This window comes from Pseudomonas onubensis (assembly GCF_965653655.1).
GTDB lineage: Bacteria > Pseudomonadota > Gammaproteobacteria > Pseudomonadales > Pseudomonadaceae > Aquipseudomonas.
This window is the reverse complement of the sequence record NZ_CBFHAZ010000122.1, coordinates 1-17,663: the sequence shown is the minus strand read 5'-3', so window position 1 is coordinate 17,663 and position 17,663 is coordinate 1. Positions and strand designations below refer to the sequence as shown.

Sequence of the window (17,663 nt, the reverse complement as noted above, 5' to 3'; positions counted from 1 at the left end):
CTGTCAGTAACAGGTACTCTGACTGATACACCGCATTCGCGAGCAAGCCCGCTCCCACATTTTTGTCTGTATTTCACGCCCCGAATCGTCATTTGTTTGGCGTCAAAAAACTTTCACTCAGATTACTAACGAATCTTTCACTCGACATTCGTCATTTTTTTTCGTAGTGGCACCACCTTTTTCAAACACTAGTGGCACAAAACTATCCCCTCTCTTCAACGCCCCATAACCACTCGCCCAAATAGCAAGTGCTATCAATATAGTACCAGTGCCATCTTTTCTAATATTTCAAGAAATTTCCGGAAACAGGATGAGCGGCCAGGAACTTCACCCTAAAGCACCGCTCATACCACCGGTAACGAAATTCTCTGTTGCTGTAAGAGATGACTTACATGACCAACCCACGGAAGTAGCAAAGTTGTCATATTTCAACTTTGACTCAGGAGTCATATTGCCAATTGATTAATTGATAGCGGCAATAAGGATGAATTGCCACACACTATAAGGCCAAGGCCAAGCTTCCCCTAATGGGTCAGTGAGACAACCCAAGGCATTGATATTTAAAGGCTATCAGCCTCTATCAAGGCCCTGCGGCACTGACGCCAGGCCCTTCTCCCAGGAAGGCCGGCTGCATTTCAGGGCAAGCTCCAATAACAAGGCCACGTTGCGCACACCTTGGGTGCACTTATTAGTCACTCGTCATTAAACATGCCTGCACGCGGTAAGTCGGCGTCTATTCGCCCAACTTTCGCGGCATCAGTGACGCTTGCAAACATGAACTCCAGCCATCTAATGGCCTGTATTAAACAACGAGGTAATTGCGATGCGTATCAGCATATTTGGTTTGGGTTACGTTGGCGCAGTCTGTGCCGGTTGCCTGTCTGCCCGTGGCCACGAAGTGGTCGGCGTAGACATCTCCAAGGATAAGATCGACCTGATCAACGCGGGTAAATCGCCGATCGTTGAACCGGGTCTGGGCGAACTGTTGAGCCGAGGCATCGCAAACGGTCGACTGCGTGGCACTACCAACTTCGCCGACGCCATCCGCGATACCGACCTGTCGATGATTTGCGTGGGCACGCCGAGCAAGAAGAACGGCGACCTGGAGCTCAACTACATCGAAGCGGTATGCCGCGAGATCGGTTTTGTCCTGCGTGACAAAACCACCCGTCACACCATTGTGGTGCGCAGCACCGTATTGCCGGGCACCGTGGCCAATGTGGTGATCCCGATTCTGGAAGATTGCTCCGGCAAAAAAGCCGGTGTCGACTTCGGCGTGGCGGTGAACCCTGAGTTCCTGCGTGAATCTACGGCCATCGCCGACTACGACCTGCCGCCGATGACCGTCATCGGCGAATTCGACAAAGCCTCCGGCGATGTCCTGCAATCGCTGTACGAAGAGCTCGACGCGCCGATCATTCGCAAGGACATCGCCGTCGCCGAGATGATCAAGTACACCTGCAACGTGTGGCACGCCACCAAGGTCACCTTCGCCAACGAGATCGGCAACATTGCCAAGGCGGTGGGTGTCGATGGTCGCGAAGTGATGGAAGTGGTCTGCCAGGACAAGACCCTCAACCTGTCCCAGTACTACATGCGCCCAGGTTTCGCCTTCGGCGGTTCGTGCCTGCCCAAAGACGTGCGCGCCCTCACCTACCGCGCCAGCTCGCTGGACGTGGAAGCGCCGCTGCTCAACTCGCTGATGCGCAGCAACGAATCCCAGGTGCAGAACGCCTTCGATATCGTCGCCGGCCACGACAAACGCAAAGTTGCCCTGCTGGGCCTGAGCTTCAAGGCCGGCACCGACGACCTGCGCGAAAGCCCGCTGGTGGAACTCGCGGAAATGCTGATCGGCAAGGGCTTTGACCTGAGCATCTACGACAGCAACGTCGAATACGCCCGTGTCCACGGTGCAAACAAGGACTACATCGAAGGCAAGATCCCGCATGTGTCGTCGCTGCTCAATTCCGACTTCGACGACGTGATCAACAACTGCGACGTGATCATCCTCGGCAACCGTGACGAGAAATTCCGTGCCCTGGCGCACAACGCACCTCACGGCAAACAGGTGATCGACTTGGTGGGCTTCATGTCCCAGGCCACCAGTGTCAGTGGCCGTACCGAAGGCATTTGCTGGTAACAGAAGAGCAGCGGCAAGTTTCGAGCCTCGAGCTGCAAGTAAAAGCATTTCCACTTGCAGCTTGCGGCTTGCAACTTGCCGCTTTCACCACCTTCGGATGACGCTTATGTCCAAGTTAAAACATGTATTACTGCAATCGGCCGGCTGGTTGTTCTTCCTCAGCCTGCTGATGGGTCTCGCCCTGCTGTTGCCGGCGAGTACGTTCGACTCGCAGTCGAAGAATTTTATTTTCCTGATTGGCGCCGTCGGTATCTGGCGCTACTCGATGGGTGCTACGCATTTCTTTCGCGGCATGCTGTTCCTGTACGTGGTCTACCCGCACTTGCGCCGCAAGGTGCGCAAGCTGGGCAAGGCCGCCGACCCGTCCCATGTGTTCCTCATGGTCACCAGTTTCCGTATCGACGCGCTGACCACCGCGCAGGTCTACAGCTCGGTGATTCGCGAGGCCATCGACTGTGGCTTCCCAACCACCGTGGTGTGCTCGTTGGTGGAGATGTCCGACGAGCTGTTGGTGAAAAGCCTGTGGGAACGCATGAACCCACCGGAACGCGTAAAGCTCGACTTCGTGCGCATCGCCGGCACCGGCAAACGCGACGGTCTGGCCTTTGGTTTCCGCGCCATCTCGCGCCACCTGCCGGACGACCGTGCCGTGGTGGCCGTGATCGATGGCGACACCGTGCTCGCCGAAGGTGTAGTGCGCAAGACCGTGCCGTGGTTCCAGCTGTTCGGCAATGTCGGCGGCCTGACCACCAATGAATTCTGCGAAGTGCGCGGCGGCTACATCATGAGCGAATGGCACAAGCTGCGCTTCGCCCAGCGCCACATCAACATGTGCTCCATGGCCCTGTCCAAGCGCGTACTGACCATGACCGGCCGTATGTCGGTGTTCCGTGCCAACGTAGTGACCGACCCGGGTTTTATCGCCGACGTGGAAAGCGACTCGCTGCAACACTGGCGCCTGGGCCGTTTCAAGTTTTTGACCGGTGACGACAAGTCGAGCTGGTTCAGCCTGATGCGCCTGGGCTACGACACCTTTTACGTGCCCGACGCCGCGATCCACACCGTGGAACACCCACCGGAAAAGAGCTTTATCAAGGCCAGCCGCAAACTGATGTTCCGCTGGTACGGCAACAACCTGCGCCAGAACTCCCGCGCCCTGGGCCTGGGTATGCGTCGGTTGGGCCTGTTCACCAGCATCGTGTTGTTCGACCAGCGTGTGTCGATGTGGACCTCGCTGCTCGGCCTGACCGTGGCGATCATCGCCACATTCAAATACGGCGGCGCGTTCATCCTCGCGTACCTGCTGTGGATCGGCATCACCCGCCTGATTCTGACCCTGTTGCTGTCGTGCTCCGGCCACAAGATCGGCCCGGCCTACCCGGTGATTCTCTATTACAACCAGATCATGGGCGCGCTGGTGAAGATCTACGTGTTCTTCCGCCTTGATCAACAGTCCTGGACCCGCCAGGACACCAAACTGACCCGCGATTTGGCCAGCTTTCAACGTTGGTTCAACACCTGGTCGTCTCGGACCATGACCTTCTCCGCCGGCAGCATTTTCGTCGCCGTGTTGCTGATGATGGTCTGACCCAGCCAAGCCTGAATTAACTAGGAAATCGAACATATGAACAGCCCAGTAAACGCCAACGTTGTCCACGAATCCGAAGCCCAGCGCCAACATGCCCGGGTCAAAATCCCGGCCAAGCTGCGGTTCTTCAATACCGACCGCACCCAGACCGAAGCACGGGTGATCGACCTGTCCGCCGGTGGCCTGGCGTTCACCGCCACCCAGCCGCTGACCGTCGGTGAAGTGCACAAGGGCCGCTTGCAGTTCGTGATCGATAACCTCGGTTTGGCGATGGACGTGGAGTTGCAAATTCGCTCCTACGACCGCCAGAGCGGCCGCACCGGTTGCCAGTTCCAGAACCTCGACGCCCAGGATATTTCCACCTTGCGTCACCTGATCACTTCGCACCTGTCCGGCGACATCGTGACCATGGGCGACGTGCTGGCCACGCTGCAACGCGACAACTTCACCAAGGCGCGCAAGGTCAAGGACGGCGGCAGCGGCATGAGCGCTTTCGGTCGCCTGCGCGCCGTGGTGTTCAGCGCCGGGATCTTCATTGTCGGCCTCGCCGCGTTCGGTTTTGTGTTCAAGTCGGTCTATGGCATGTACTTCGTCAGCCACGCCCAGGCCGGCCTCGTCAGCGTGCCCGGCATGAACGTGACCATGCCGCGCGACGGCACCGTGCAAAGCCTGCTCAAAGGTGACGCGGTTGCAGCCAAAGGCGCGCCACTGGCGACGTTCAGCACCAGCATGCTCGATGTGCTCAAGGGCCATCTGGACGAAGACCAACTGCAACCGGCCAAGGTCGAAGAGCTGTTCGGCAAGCAAATGACCGGCACCCTCACCTCGCCGTGCGATTGCGTGGTCGCCCAGCAATTGGTCGCCGACGGCCAGTACGCCAGCAAAGGCGATGTGATCTTCCAACTGGTGCCACGCGGCAGCCTGGCCAATGTGGAAGCGCGCTTTACCTATCGCCAGTTCGCTGACGTGCGCCCAGGTACACAGGTGAGCTTCCAGGTGGCCGACGAAGAACAGCTGCGCACCGGCACCATCGTCAGCAGCACCAGCCTGAACAGCGCCGACTTGTCCTCCGACATTCGCGTGCAGATCAAGCCGGACGCACCGCTGGACAGCACCTATGCCGGGCGCCCGGTGGAAGTCACCAGCGACCGTGGCCCTTCGTTGAACTGGCTGATCGATAAAGCCATGGCTCACGGTCTGTAAGCGGAGGACATGCCTGTGATGACTCTCTCAAATACACCCAGGTCAATGTGGGAGCGGGCTTGCTCGCGAAAGCAGTTTGTCAGCCAACACATGTACCAACTGACAGGGCCCCTTCGCGAGCAAGCCCGCTCCCACATTGGATCTCTGTGCACATTGGCATTGGCGGTCTCTCTGGCCGGTTGCGCCGGTCTGCCCGATCAACGCCTGGCCAATGAAGCTCTAAAGCGCGGCGACACCGTGACCGCCCAGCAGAATTACCAGCAGTTGGCCGACCTCGGTTACAGCGAAGCCCAAGTCGGCCTGGCTGACATCCAGGTAACCACCCGCGACCCCGAGCAGATCCGCCAGGCCGAAGCCACTTACCGTGCCGCCGCCGATACTTCGCCACGCGCTCAAGCCCGCCTCGGTCGTCTACTGGTGGCCAAAACCGGCGCAACCGAAGCCGAACAACACGAAGCCGAAGGCCTGTTGAAAAAAGCCTTTGCCAATGGCGAAGGCAACACCCTGATCCCGCTGGCGATGCTGTACCTGCAATACCCGCACAGCTTTCCCAACGTGAACGCCCAGCAACAGATCAGCAAATGGCAGGCGGCAGGTTACCCGGAAGCAGGTCTGGCCCAAGTGCTGCTGTATCGCACCCAGGGCACCTACGACCAGCACCTGGATGATGTAGAGCGCATCTGCAAGGCGGCGCTGAACACCACCGATATCTGCTACGTCGAACTGGCCACGGTCTACCAGAAAAAAGCCGAGTCGGAAAAACAAGCCGAGTTGCTCAAGCAGCTGGAAGCAGGCTACGCCCGTGGCACCGTCACCGCCCAGCGCGTCGACAGCGTAGCCCGCGTATTGGGTGACGCGACCCTCGGCCAGCCGGATGAAAAAACCGCCCAGGCCCTGCTGGAAAAAATCGCCCCCGGCTACCCGGCCTCCTGGGTCAGCCTGGCGCAACTGCTCTACGACTTCCCCGAACTGGGCGACGTCGACCAGATGATGAAGTACCTGGACAACGGCCGCGCCGCCGACCAGCCGCGCGCCGAGCTGTTGCTGGGCAAGCTCTACTACGAAGGCAAATGGGTACCGGCAGACGCCAAGGCCGCCGAAGCGCATTTCGAAAAAGCCGTGGGCCGTGAAGTCGCCGCCGATTATTACCTCGGCCAGATCTATCGCCGTGGCTACCTGGGCAAGGTCTACTCGCAAAAAGCCCTCGACCACTTGCTGACCGCTGCACGCAACGGCCAGAACAGCGCCGACTTCGCCATCGCGCAATTGTTTTCCCAGGGCAAGGGCACCAAGCCCGACCCATTGAACGCCTATGTCTTCAGCCAGCTGGCTAAAGCCCAGGACACGCCAGAAGCGAATGACCTGGCCACGCAGCTCGAAGCCCCGTTGACGCCTGAGCAACGCGCCGAAGGCCAACGCCTGGTGCAACAGGAGCTGGCCGCACGCGGCACCCTGGCCCAGAGCACGCTGCAACTGCACGCCCTGCAAGAAGAAGACGGCGAGGAATCCCTATGAAGCTCAACCCATTCGTCAAGGCCGGAATCGGCCTGACCTTCGCCCTGCTGTGGTCGTGCCCGACCCTGGCTGCGCTCACCGAAGCCAAGAACTTCGGCCTGGAAGTCAAAGCCACCGCACAGTCCGAAGATGACCGCGACCTTGGCACGCAAAAAGGCGGTGACGTCAACGGCATCGGCCTCGACCTGCGCCCGTGGGTCTACGGCGAAAGCGGCGCTTGGAGCGCCTACGCCATGGGCCAGGCCGTGACCTCCAGCGACATCATCGAGACCGACACCCTGCAACAGTCCGCCGATGACACTACCGAGCAATCGAGCAACGACGACCGCAAAGCCAAGAAAAACTACCTAGCCCTGCGCGAGTTCTGGGTCGGCTACAGCGGTTTTACGCCCTACCCTGGCGAGATCCTCAAGTTCGGTCGCCAGCGCCTGCGCAATGACGACGGTCAATGGCGCGACACCAATATCGAAGCGCTGAACTGGACCTTCGACACCACCTTGCTCAAGGCCAATGTGGGCGCCGCCGAACGCTTCAGCGAATACCGTACCGACCTCAAGGAACTGTCGCCCAAGGACAAGGACCGTCAGCATTTCTACGCCGACGCCGCCTACCAGTGGACGCCGGGTCAGTGGATAGGCCTGCGCGGTCATCACACCCATGACGACGGCAAGCTCGACTACGCCGAACCGGGCGTGGCCAGCGACCCGCTGGACAAGCGCGAAAACGGCGACCTGACCTGGCTCGGCATCGAAGCCAACAGCGACGCTTACAACTGGCGCAACACCAATACGGTTAACTACTGGGCCAGCGTCACCGGCATGAAAGGCAACCGCGACACGGTCAACGCCCTCAACGCCGACGGTACCCGCCCAACCCAGGCCAAGCGCAGCGACGACGTGAATGGCTGGGCCACTGACATCGGCGTGCGCCTGCGCCTCGACCCGCAGTGGCAAGTCGGTGCGGCTTATTCCCGCGCCAGCGCCGAGTACGAACAGAACGGCCTGCAAAGCAACCGTTCGAACTGGACCGGCACTCAGTCCCGCGTGCATCGTTTTGGCGAGGCGTTTCGTGGTGAGATGAACAACATGCAGTCCATGAGCCTGTTCGGTTCCTGGCAGTTGCGCGAGGACTACGACGCCAGCCTGGTCTATCACAAATTCTGGCGTGTGGACGGCAACAAGCCGGTGGGCAGCAACGGCATCGATGCGGTGCAGAACAACACCGACGACGTGACCGGCGCGATCCTTTCCAGCACCTCGTTACCGCTGGAAGACGGCAAAAAAGACCTGGGTCAGGAGATGGACCTGGTGGTCACCAAGTACTTCAAAAAGGGCCTGTTGCCGGCCGCCCTCAGCCAGTCAATCGACGAGCCGTCGGCGCTGGTGCGCTTTCGTGCAGGCGTGTTCAAGCCGGGTGACGCCTACGGCAGCCAGGTCGACTCGTACATGCACCGCGCGTTTGTCGACGTGATCTGGAAATTCTGATGGGAGCCTGCGCAATGAATGCTCAAAGCCTACTCGTCGCGGCAATGCTGATGGCCAGCGCCACAGCCTTTGCCGATACGGCAGCCAAAGCGCCGACCATCGCCAAGGAACTGCAACAGGCCAAGACCTACACCATTTCCAGCCCGCCCACCGCGCCGCTGGAACTGCCCAAGCCTGCGCTGCCCGACCTGAGTGGCTACACCGCGGCGGCGATGGAAAAGAAGATCGTGCGCAACAAGCCGGGCAAAGTCAGCATCCGCCGCATGATGCAGGAAGACGCGCTCAAGGACTTTATCGGCGGCGATAACAAGATGGCCGAATGGGTGGTGCGCCAGCACGGCATTCCCCAGGCGATCTTTGTCGACGACGGCTACCTGAACCTCAAGGACCTGCTCGGCAAAGTGCCCAAGCAGTACCTCAGCGAAACCTCGCCGGGGGTGTTTTTGGCCAAGCTGCCGATTGTGGTCGGGCGCAAAGGCATCCTCGACATCGACAAAAAGACTCAGGAGCTGCGCCTGTCCCAGCAAGCCGGTTCGTTCCTGATCAACGACGGCCAGCTGTTTGTACGTGACACCAAAATCACCGGCTGGGACGAAAAGGCCAACGGCCCGGCGCTGTTCAAGTCGCCCAAGGAATTTCGCCCGTTCCTGCTGGCCTGGGGCGGCACCGAAACCTACATCTCCAAGACCAAGATGGCCAGCTTCGGCTACGCCAACAGTAAGTCTTACGGCGTGAGTATTTCCCAGTACACGCCGAACATGGCCAAGGTGCTCAAGCGTGCGGAACCGACCGGCTGGATCATCGATTCCGAGTTCTCGGACATGTGGTATGGCTTCTACTGCTACGAGACCACCGGCTTTGTGATCAAGGGCAACACCTACAAAGACAACATCGTCTACGGCATCGACCCTCACGACCGTTCCCACGGCCTGATCATTGCCGACAACACCGTCTACGGCACCAAGAAAAAGCACGGCATCATCATTTCCCGTGAGGTCAACGACAGCTTTATCTTCAACAACCGCAGCTACGACAACAAGCTCTCGGGCCTGGTGATCGACCGTAACAGCGTCAACAACCTGATCGCCGACAACGAGATCTACCGCAACCACACCGACGGCATCACCCTCTATGAGAGCGGCGATAACCTGTTGTGGGGCAACAAGGTCATCGCCAACCGTCGCCACGGCATCCGTGTGCGTAACAGCGTGAATATTCGCCTGTATGAGAACACTGCCATGGCCAACGGCCTGACCGGCGTGTACGGGCACATCAAGGACTTGACCGACACCGACCGCGACATCGCCCTCGACCCGTTCGACGCGAAAGTCTCGCTGATCGTGGTCGGCGGCGAGCTGGCCGGCAACGGCAGCGGGCCGCTGTCGATTGATTCGCCGTTGAGCATTGAGCTGTACCGCGTGTCGATGCTGGCGCCGACCAAATCCAGCGGCATCAGCTTTGCCGGTGTGCTGGGCGATCGCCAGGAAGAGATTCTCGACCTGCTGGTGCGCCAGCAGAAAGCCGTGCTGATCGACCCTGTCGAACGCCAGACCCAAATGCTGGACTGAGGATGACCCTTATGCACCCACACATGATCAAACTGCTGAGCCTCTCGGGTCTGACCCTCGGCCTGCTGGCGGCCAGCCAGGGCGTGCGCGCCGACGAAATCAAGGCACCGACCTTTACCGCCGAACCGTGCTGCAGCCTGTGCCCGGCCGCCCATGACGCAAAGAACTACACCACGCGCTACCAGCAGAATTTCACTACCCTGGTACAAGCCCAGGGCGACTGGCTGTTCCGTACCCAGGAAGATTTGCGCACCGAATTCGACACCAGCCCCGCCGGCTACAAACGCATGCAGCAACTGCACGACGCGTTCAAGGCCAAGGGCGTGGAGCTGGTGGTGGTGTACCAGCCGACCCGCGGCCTGGTGAACCGCAACAAGCTCAACCCTGAGGAAAAAGCCGCGTTCAATTTCGACAAGGCGCTGGGCAATTACAAAACCATGCTCGGCCGTTTCGCCAAGATGGGTTATGTGGTGCCGGACCTGTCGCCGCTCACCAACGAAGACTTATCACAAGGGCAGCCGGATGAACTGCCGGCTCACGATTTCTACTTCCGTGGCGACCAGCACTGGACCCCATACGGCGCCCAGCGCACGGCAAAAATCGTCGGCGCCAAAGTGCGTGCCATGCCCGAGTTTGCCGATATTCCCAAGCGCGAGTTCGAGACCAAACGCTCCGGGCGCATGGGCAAGACCGGCACCCTGCACAACATGGCCGGGCAACTGTGCGGCACCAGCTACGCGATCCAGTACATGGACCAATTCACCACCGAGCCCAAAGGCGAAGCCGGTGATGGCGACTTGTTCGGCGATTCGGGCAACCCGCAGATCACCCTGGTGGGCACCAGCCACAGTGGCAAGAACTACAACTTCGCCGGCTTCCTGGAGCAGGAAATCGGTGCCGACATTCTCAACGTTGCCTTCCCCGGCGGTGGCCTGGAAGGCTCGATGATCCAGTACCTGGGCAGCGACGAGTTCCAGAAGACGCCGCCGAAAATCCTTATCTGGGAATTCTCGCCGTTGTACCGCCTCGACCAGGAAACCATCTACCGCCAGATGATGGCGCTGCTCGACAACGGCTGCGAAGGCAAGCCTGCGCAAATGAGCGCCAGCACCACGCTCAAACCCGGCAAGAACGAGTTGATGGTCAACAGCTCGAACAAGGACCTGCGCAACGCCAACCATCAGGTCGATATCCGCTTCGCCGACCCGTCGGTGAAAACCCTGCAAGCCACCCTCTGGTACATGAACGGGCGCCACGAGGACATCAAGATCGACAAACCCGAAACATCCGATACAGACGGGCGTTTCGCCTTTGAACTGCGCACCGATGAAGACTGGGCCTCGCAGAACTTGCTGGCCGTGGAAGTGCAAGGCCCCGAAGCGGGCACTGCCGCGCAGAAAGTCGAAGCGAAAATTTGCACACGCAACGTGTTCCCAAGTGGTGGTCAACAGACCGCCCAGCTAGGGAAGTGAGGTTACTTATGCAGAAATTATTGATTCCAACGCTGCTGGGCCTGGCGATGTTCGCAGGTGTAGTCAACGCCGCCGCACCACTGCGCCCACCCCAGGGCTATTTCGCCCCGGTGGAAGCATTCAAGACCGGCGACTTCAAGAATGACTGCGACGCCATGCCGGCGCCGTACACCGGTTCGCTGCAATTTCGCAGCAAGTACGAAGGCTCGGACAAGGCCCGCGCCACCCTGAACGTGCAATCGGAAAAAGCCTTTCGCGACAGCACTGCCGACATCACCAAGCTGGAAAAAGACACCAGCAAACGCGTGATGCAGTTTATGCGCGACGGCCGCCCGGAACAGTTGGAATGCACCCTCAATTGGCTGGCTTCGTGGGCTCGGGCAAACGCGTTGATGTCCAAGGACTTCAACCACACCGGCAAGTCCATGCGCAAATGGGCGCTGGGCAGCATGGCCTCGGCCTATGTGCGCCTGAAGTTCTCCGACTCGCACCCGCTGGCTAACCACCAGCAGGAATCGCAGTTGATCGAAGCCTGGTTCAACAAGCTGGCGGATCAAGTCGTCAGCGACTGGGACAACCTGCCGTTGGATAAAACCAACAACCACTCCTACTGGGCCGCGTGGTCGGTGATGGCAACGTCCATCGCCACCAACCGTCGAGACCTGTTTGATTGGGCGGTAAAGGAATACAAGGTCGGCGCCAACCAGGTGGACGCCCAGGGCTTCTTGCCCAACGAATTGAAGCGTCAGCAACGCGCCCTGGCGTACCACAACTACGCGCTGCCGCCGCTGTCGATGATCGCCAGCTTTGCGCTGGTCAACGGTGTGGACCTGCGCCAGGAAAATAACGGCGCGCTCAAACGCCTGGGCGACAAGGTGCTGGCCGGGGTGAAAGACCCGGACATCTTCGAGCAGAAGAACGGCAAAGAGCAGGACATGAAAGACCTCAAGGAAGACATGAAATTTGCCTGGCTTGAGCCCTTCTGCACCCTCTACACCTGCGCCCCGGATGTGCTTGAGCGCAAGCACGGCATGCAGCCGTTCAAGACCTTCCGCCTCGGTGGTGACCTGACCAAGGTCTACGACCCGTCGCACGAAAAAGGTAACAAAGGTTCCTGACAAATTAACTGAAGAAATGCGTTCCCAATGTGGGAGCGGGCTTGCTCGCGAAGGCGGAGTGTCAGTCAACACATCCGTTACGGAACCACCGCTTTCGCGAGCAAGCCCGCTCCCACAGTTTGAGCCGGTTTCGTCAGTAGAAATGTAGTAGCGCCTTCCCGCGAGATCGTGGGGGGTTTGGGGGGGCCGTTGGCCCTTGACTGTTGGTTAAACATGGAGAGATCGGGATGGTTTTCTCGTCCAATGTGTTCCTGTTTCTGTTCTTGCCGATCTTTCTCGGCTTGTACTACTTGAGCGGGCAACGCTATCGCAATCTGCTGCTGTTGATTGCCAGCTACGTGTTCTACGCCTGGTGGCGAGTGGACTTCCTGGCACTGTTCGCCGCCGTGACGCTGTGGAATTACTGGATCGGCCTCAAGGTCGGTGCCGCCGGCGTGCGCACCAAACCAGCCCAACGCTGGCTGTTGCTCGGCGTGGCCGTCGACCTGTGCATCCTCGGCTACTTCAAGTACGCCAACTTCGGCGTCGACAGCATCAATGTGATGATGAAGTCGGCGGGCCTGGAGCCGTTTATCCTCACCCACGTGCTGTTGCCGATTGGCATCTCGTTCTACATCTTCGAGTCCATCAGCTACATCATCGACGTCTACCGAGGCGATACCCCGGCAACCCGCAACCTCATCGACTTTGCGGCGTTCGTGGCGATCTTCCCGCACCTGATTGCCGGCCCGGTGTTGCGCTTTCGCGACCTGGCCGACCAGTTCAACAACCGCACTCACACCCTCGACAAATTCTCCGAGGGCTGCACGCGGTTTATGCAGGGTTTCATCAAGAAGGTCTTTATCGCCGACACCCTGGCGGTGGTGGCCGACCATTGCTTCGCCCTGCAAAACCCCACCACGGGTGACGCCTGGCTCGGCGCGCTGGCCTACACCGCGCAGCTGTACTTTGACTTCTCCGGCTACAGCGACATGGCCATCGGCCTGGGCTTGATGATGGGTTTTCGCTTTATGGAAAACTTCAAGCAGCCGTATATCAGCCAGTCGATCACCGAGTTCTGGCGCCGCTGGCACATCAGCCTGTCCACCTGGCTGCGTGACTATCTGTACATCACCTTGGGCGGCAACCGTAAAGGCACGCTGATCACCTACCGCAACCTGTTCCTGACCATGCTGCTCGGCGGCCTCTGGCACGGTGCGAACATCACCTACATCGTGTGGGGCGCCTGGCACGGCATGTGGCTGGCGATTGAAAAAGCCATCGGCCTGAACACCGCGCCACGCAGTTTCAATCTGCTGCGCTGGGCCTTCACCTTCCTGCTGGTGGTGATGGGCTGGGTGATCTTCCGCGCCGAAAACCTGCACGTCGCCGGGCGTATGTACGGCGCGATGTTCAGCTTTGGCGAGTGGTCGCTGTCAGAACTCAACCGTGCCAGCCTCACTGGCCTGCAAGTGGCGACGCTGGTGGTGGCCTATGCAACGTTGGCGTTCTTTGGCCTGCGCGACTTCTACACCAACCGCCCTGCCGAAAAAGCCAAACCCGCCGACCCAAGCCTGATCAAGGCAGTACCGGGCGACAACCCCGGCAGCATCCACCAGCCAGGTTTCAGCGTGGGCCAGGACGCCGCCGTGCAACCGGCCTACTGGACCGCTGACTGGCCACGCTACGCCATGCGCGCCACGGTGCTGCTGCTGTTCGTGGCGTCGATTCTGAAACTGTCGGCGCAGAGTTTCTCGCCGTTCCTTTACTTCCAATTCTGAGGGAGCCGACCATGACCCGTTCATTTCGCGTCCTCTATATCACGCTGTTCCTGCTGGTGCTGCTGGCCCTGGGCGCCTGGTCGCTGCGCAGCTTCTTCGGCTTCAGCACCAACGCCGACGCCACCGTGCTCAACGGGCGCTGGACCAAGGCCGTCGAGACGCACTACGACGATGAGTTCCCGATCAAGCGCCTGGGCACCAACCTCTGGGCGGCGCTGGACTACAAGCTGTTCAATGAAGGCCGCCCCGGCGTGGTGCTGGGCCGCGACCACTGGCTGTACAGCGACGAGGAATTCAACCCCATCGTCAACGAAGACCAGAACCTGCAAGGCAACTACGCGCTGGTCGAAGGCGTGCGCCAGAAGCTCAAGGCCCAGGGCATCCAACTGGTGATGGCGATCGTGCCGGCCAAGGTGCGCCTGTACCCGGAACACGTGGGTGAAGTGAAACCGGCGAGCATCCACGCCAACCTGTACCAGGACTTCCATGCCCGTGTGGCGGCCGACAAGATCATCGCGCCCGACCTGCTTGGCCCGCTGCAACAGGCCAAGCTTGGCGGCACGCAAGTGTTCCTGCGCACCGACACCCACTGGACCCCGGACGGCGCGGAAATCGCTGCCAAGCAGTTGGCCAGGACCATTGCCGACAAGACGCCGTTGAGCGGCGAGCCGCAGCGCTTTGTCACTGAAGCCGAGAAGACCGAACCGCACAAAGGCGACCTGCGCCTGTTCCTGCCGCTGGACCCGCTGTTCGAAAACCTGATGCCACCTAAAGAGCCGCTGCAAAAACGCGTCACGCACCTGGCGGAAAACAAAGGCGACGACGCGCTGTTTGCCGACAGCGAAACCCCAGTGGCACTGGTGGGCACCAGCTACAGCGCCAACCCCAACTGGAACTTCGTCGGCGCACTCAAGCAGGCCTTGCACAGCGACGTCATCAACTACTCCGAAGACGGCCACGGCCCGATCCTGCCGATGCTCAGCTACCTGAAAAGCGATGACTTCAAGAACAGCCCGCCACAGGTGCTGATCTGGGAGTTCCCGGAACGTTATCTGCCCGTTAACAACGAAATCGGTGATGCCGACCCGCAGTGGGTTGCGCAGCTTAAACAAGCCGGTTCGCGCCAACAGAACATGGCAATCAACACCTTCAAAAAATCCGAGACGCCCGACCGGGCGCAAAACTGAAAGAGAGGTAACTCACATGACTTTCACTACAACTCCTCGTCGTCTCGCTAAAACCCTGGCTATCGCAGCGGGCATGAGCTTCGTATCGATGTCTGCCTTCGCCGGTGGCGACGCCGCCCTGTACGGCCCGACGGCGCCAAAAGGCTCCAGCTTCGTGCGGGTCTACAACGCGTCGAACCAGGAGGTCAGCGCCACCGTCGGCGCGACCAATTTAAGCGATGTTGCGCCGCTGGCCAGCAGCGACTTCAGCTTCATGCCGGGCGGCGACTACAGCGCCAAGGTCGGCAGCCAGACCGTACCGGTCAAGCTCGCGGCCGATCATTACTACACCCTGGTTAACAGCGGCAGCGGCCAGCCGCAACTGATCGAAGAACCGCCTTTCAAGAACAAGCAGAAATCCCTGGTGCGCGTGCAGAACCTCAGCGACAAGGCCCTGACCCTGAAAACCGCCGACGGCAAGACCGATGTGGTCAAGTCGGTGGCCGCCAAGGGCCGTGGCGAGCGTGAGATCAACCCGGTGAAAGTGAGCCTGGCGTTGTATGACGGTGACAAGAAAGTCGGCGATGTGAAGCCGGTGGCTTTGGAACGTGGTGAAGCGGCGGTGCTGTACGTGACCGGCTCGGGTTCGAGCATTTCGCCAGTGTGGGTCAAGCGCCCCGTGTCGACCCGCTGATTAGCTTTTCAATTTGACGCTCCCCATGTGGGAGCGGGCTTGCTCGCGAATGCGGTGGTTCAGTAACAGGTGTGCTGACTGATACACCGCTTTCGGGAGCAAGCCCCCTCCCACAGGCTCTGACCCAAATCGATTCAAGGAGAAACACCCATGATCCCAGTAATCCTTTCCGGTGGTAGCGGCTCACGTCTTTGGCCGCTTTCCCGCAAACAGTTCCCCAAGCAATTCCTGGCCCTGACCGGCGAGCACACGCTGTTCCAGCAAACCCTGGAGCGCCTGGTGTTCGAAGGCATGGACGCCCCGATCGTGGTCTGCAACAAGGACCACCGCTTCATCGTCAACGAGCAACTGAGCACGCGTAAGCTCGAATGCCAACGCATCCTGATGGAGCCGTTCGGCCGCAACACCGCGCCGGCTGTGGCCCTGACTGCGATGATGCTGGTCAACGAAGGCCGTGACGAGCTGATGCTGGTGCTGCCCGCCGACCACGTGATCGACGACCAGAAAGCCCTGCAACGCGCGCTGGCCCTGGCCACTGTGGCGGCCGAGCGTGGCGAGATGGTGCTGTTCGGCGTGCCGGCGACCCGCCCGGAAACCGGTTACGGCTACATCAAGTCCAGCAACGATTCGCTGCTGCCTGAAGGCGTGAGCCGCGTGCAACAGTTCGTGGAAAAACCCGATGAAAAACGCGCCGTCGAGTTCGTCAAAAGCGGCGGCTACTTCTGGAACAGCGGCATGTTCCTGTTCCGCGCCAGCCGTTTTCTTGAAGAGCTGAAAAAACACGACCCGGACATCTACGACACCTGCGTGCTGACCCTGGAGCGCAGCGAGCAGGATGCCGACACCGTGACCTTCGACGAGTCCACCTTCGCCTGCTGCCCGGACAATTCCATCGACTACGCCGTGATGGAAAAAACCCAGCGTGCCTGCGTGGTGCCGTTGAGCGCCGGCTGGAGCGACGTGGGTTGCTGGGCCTCGCTGTGGGCGGTCAATGACAAAGACGTCAACGGCAACGTCAGCAAAGGCGACGTGGTGATCCAGGACAGCCGCAACTGCATGATCCACGGCAACGGCAAGCTGGTCTCGGTGATCGGCCTGGACAATATCGTGGTGGTGGAAACCAAGGACGCGATGATGATTGCCCACAAGGACAAGGTCCAGGGCGTCAAGCAGATGGTCAGCACCCTCAACGACCAGGGCCGCAGCGAAACCCAGAACCACTGCGAAGTCTACCGCCCGTGGGGCTCCTACGACTCGGTGGACATGGGCGGGCGTTTCCAGGTCAAGCACATCTCGGTCAAGCCGGGCGCGTGCCTGTCGCTGCAGATGCACCACCACCGCGCCGAACACTGGATCGTGGTGAGCGGCACGGCTGAAGTCACTTGTGACGAAAACGTGTTCCTGCTCTGCGAGAACCAGTCCACCTACATCCCGATCGCCTCGGTGCACCGCCTGCGCAACCCGGGCAAGATCCCGCTGGAGATTATCGAAGTGCAGTCGGGCAGCTACCTGGGCGAAGACGATATCGAACGCTTCGAAGATATCTACGGGCGCTCGACGCCGGTTGAGCGTGGCGTGTCGGTGAAAACTATCGCGCAGTAACACGGTCGTACAAGAAGCCCTCATCCAGCCCGTTGCGTCCCCTATCCGCAACGGGCTGGGTGGGGGCTGCTCGTTCCCGCGCTCCGCGTGGGAATGCCGCCTGGGACGCTCCGCGTTCCGATTCACATCCGGTGCATGGGTGACGCAGAGCCTCACGGGATGCATTCCCACGCAGAGCGTGGGAACGATCGACAAAGCACCCCGCCAGCATTGACCCCTGCCCCCATCCTGCCCACTGATCGTTCCCACGTTCCGCGTGGGAATGCCGCCTGGGACGCTCCGCGTCCCGACTCACGCCCGGTGCATGGGTGACGCAGAGCGTCACGGGATGCATTCCCACGCAGAGCGTGGGA

12 protein-coding genes are annotated in these 17,663 nt (G+C 60.1%); all 12 read left to right on the top strand.

The window, feature by feature from the left end:
• Nucleotides 1–823: 823 nt before the first annotated feature.
• Entirely contained in the window at nt 824–2,140 is a 1,317-nt protein-coding gene (locus ACTD9P_RS26320) for a nucleotide sugar dehydrogenase (protein ID WP_438869970.1), read from the top strand.
• 106 nt (nt 2,141–2,246) lie between these two features.
• A complete protein-coding gene (gene alg8, locus ACTD9P_RS26315) occupies nt 2,247–3,728 on the top strand; it encodes a mannuronan synthase (protein ID WP_438869969.1) in 1,482 nt (493 codons plus the stop codon).
• 36 nt (nt 3,729–3,764) lie between these two features.
• Nucleotides 3,765–4,931 (top strand): PilZ domain-containing protein, encoded by a 1,167-nt coding sequence (locus tag ACTD9P_RS26310; protein ID WP_438869968.1) that lies wholly within the window; start codon nt 3,765–3,767, stop codon nt 4,929–4,931.
• A 90-nt stretch (nt 4,932–5,021) separates the two neighbouring features.
• Nucleotides 5,022–6,446 (top strand): alginate biosynthesis TPR repeat lipoprotein AlgK, encoded by a 1,425-nt coding sequence (gene algK, locus ACTD9P_RS26305; protein ID WP_438869967.1) that lies wholly within the window; start codon nt 5,022–5,024, stop codon nt 6,444–6,446.
• Nucleotides 6,443–7,930: an alginate export family protein gene (locus ACTD9P_RS26300; RefSeq protein ID WP_438869966.1), complete on the top strand. Its 1,488-nt coding sequence runs from the start codon at nt 6,443–6,445 to the stop codon at nt 7,928–7,930. Before algK ends, ACTD9P_RS26300 begins: the two co-directional genes overlap by 4 nt.
• On the top strand, nt 7,930–9,498 hold the full coding sequence (algG, locus tag ACTD9P_RS26295; RefSeq protein WP_438869965.1) for a mannuronan 5-epimerase AlgG: 1,569 nt from the start codon (nt 7,930–7,932) through the stop codon (nt 9,496–9,498). Before ACTD9P_RS26300 ends, algG begins: the two co-directional genes overlap by 1 nt.
• Nucleotides 9,499–9,509: 11 nt before the next feature.
• Complete coding sequence (locus ACTD9P_RS26290) at nt 9,510–10,970, top strand: alginate O-acetyltransferase (RefSeq protein WP_438869964.1); 1,461 nt, start codon at nt 9,510–9,512, stop codon at nt 10,968–10,970.
• An 8-nt stretch (nt 10,971–10,978) separates the two neighbouring features.
• Nucleotides 10,979–12,088, top strand: coding sequence for a mannuronate-specific alginate lyase (locus ACTD9P_RS26285; RefSeq protein ID WP_438869963.1), 1,110 nt, complete (start codon nt 10,979–10,981; stop codon nt 12,086–12,088).
• 227 nt (nt 12,089–12,315) lie between these two features.
• Entirely contained in the window at nt 12,316–13,848 is a 1,533-nt protein-coding gene (locus ACTD9P_RS26280; RefSeq protein WP_438869962.1) for an MBOAT family O-acyltransferase, read from the top strand.
• Between the two features lie 11 nt (nt 13,849–13,859).
• Nucleotides 13,860–15,035, top strand: a complete 1,176-nt coding sequence (locus ACTD9P_RS26275; protein WP_438869961.1) for an alginate O-acetyltransferase — start codon at nt 13,860–13,862, stop codon at nt 15,033–15,035.
• Nucleotides 15,036–15,051: 16 nt separating this feature from the next.
• Nucleotides 15,052–15,708, top strand: a complete 657-nt coding sequence (locus tag ACTD9P_RS26270; protein ID WP_016974208.1) for an alginate O-acetyltransferase AlgF — start codon at nt 15,052–15,054, stop codon at nt 15,706–15,708.
• Between the two features lie 150 nt (nt 15,709–15,858).
• Nucleotides 15,859–17,310, top strand: a complete 1,452-nt coding sequence (locus ACTD9P_RS26265) for a mannose-1-phosphate guanylyltransferase/mannose-6-phosphate isomerase (RefSeq protein ID WP_438869960.1) — start codon at nt 15,859–15,861, stop codon at nt 17,308–17,310.
• Nucleotides 17,311–17,663: the final 353 nt, after the last annotated feature.

Bases quoted from the DNA above. Each gene is read 5' to 3' on its own strand.
- ACTD9P_RS26270 (WP_016974208.1), top strand. From the start codon at position 15,052: ATGACTTTCACTACAACTCCTCGTCGTCTCGCTAAAACCCTGGCTATC.
- ACTD9P_RS26320 (WP_438869970.1), top strand. From the start codon at position 824: ATGCGTATCAGCATATTTGGTTTGGGTTACGTTGGCGCAGTCTGTGCC.
- alg8 (WP_438869969.1), top strand. From the start codon at position 2,247: ATGTCCAAGTTAAAACATGTATTACTGCAATCGGCCGGCTGGTTGTTC.
- ACTD9P_RS26300 (WP_438869966.1), top strand. From the start codon at position 6,443: ATGAAGCTCAACCCATTCGTCAAGGCCGGAATCGGCCTGACCTTCGCC.
- ACTD9P_RS26290 (WP_438869964.1), top strand. From the start codon at position 9,510: ATGCACCCACACATGATCAAACTGCTGAGCCTCTCGGGTCTGACCCTC.
- ACTD9P_RS26280 (WP_438869962.1), top strand. From the start codon at position 12,316: ATGGTTTTCTCGTCCAATGTGTTCCTGTTTCTGTTCTTGCCGATCTTT.
- algG (WP_438869965.1), top strand. From the start codon at position 7,930: ATGGGAGCCTGCGCAATGAATGCTCAAAGCCTACTCGTCGCGGCAATG.
- ACTD9P_RS26265 (WP_438869960.1), top strand. From the start codon at position 15,859: ATGATCCCAGTAATCCTTTCCGGTGGTAGCGGCTCACGTCTTTGGCCG.
- ACTD9P_RS26310 (WP_438869968.1), top strand. From the start codon at position 3,765: ATGAACAGCCCAGTAAACGCCAACGTTGTCCACGAATCCGAAGCCCAG.
- ACTD9P_RS26275 (WP_438869961.1), top strand. From the start codon at position 13,860: ATGACCCGTTCATTTCGCGTCCTCTATATCACGCTGTTCCTGCTGGTG.
- algK (WP_438869967.1), top strand. From the start codon at position 5,022: ATGTACCAACTGACAGGGCCCCTTCGCGAGCAAGCCCGCTCCCACATT.
- ACTD9P_RS26285 (WP_438869963.1), top strand. From the start codon at position 10,979: ATGCAGAAATTATTGATTCCAACGCTGCTGGGCCTGGCGATGTTCGCA.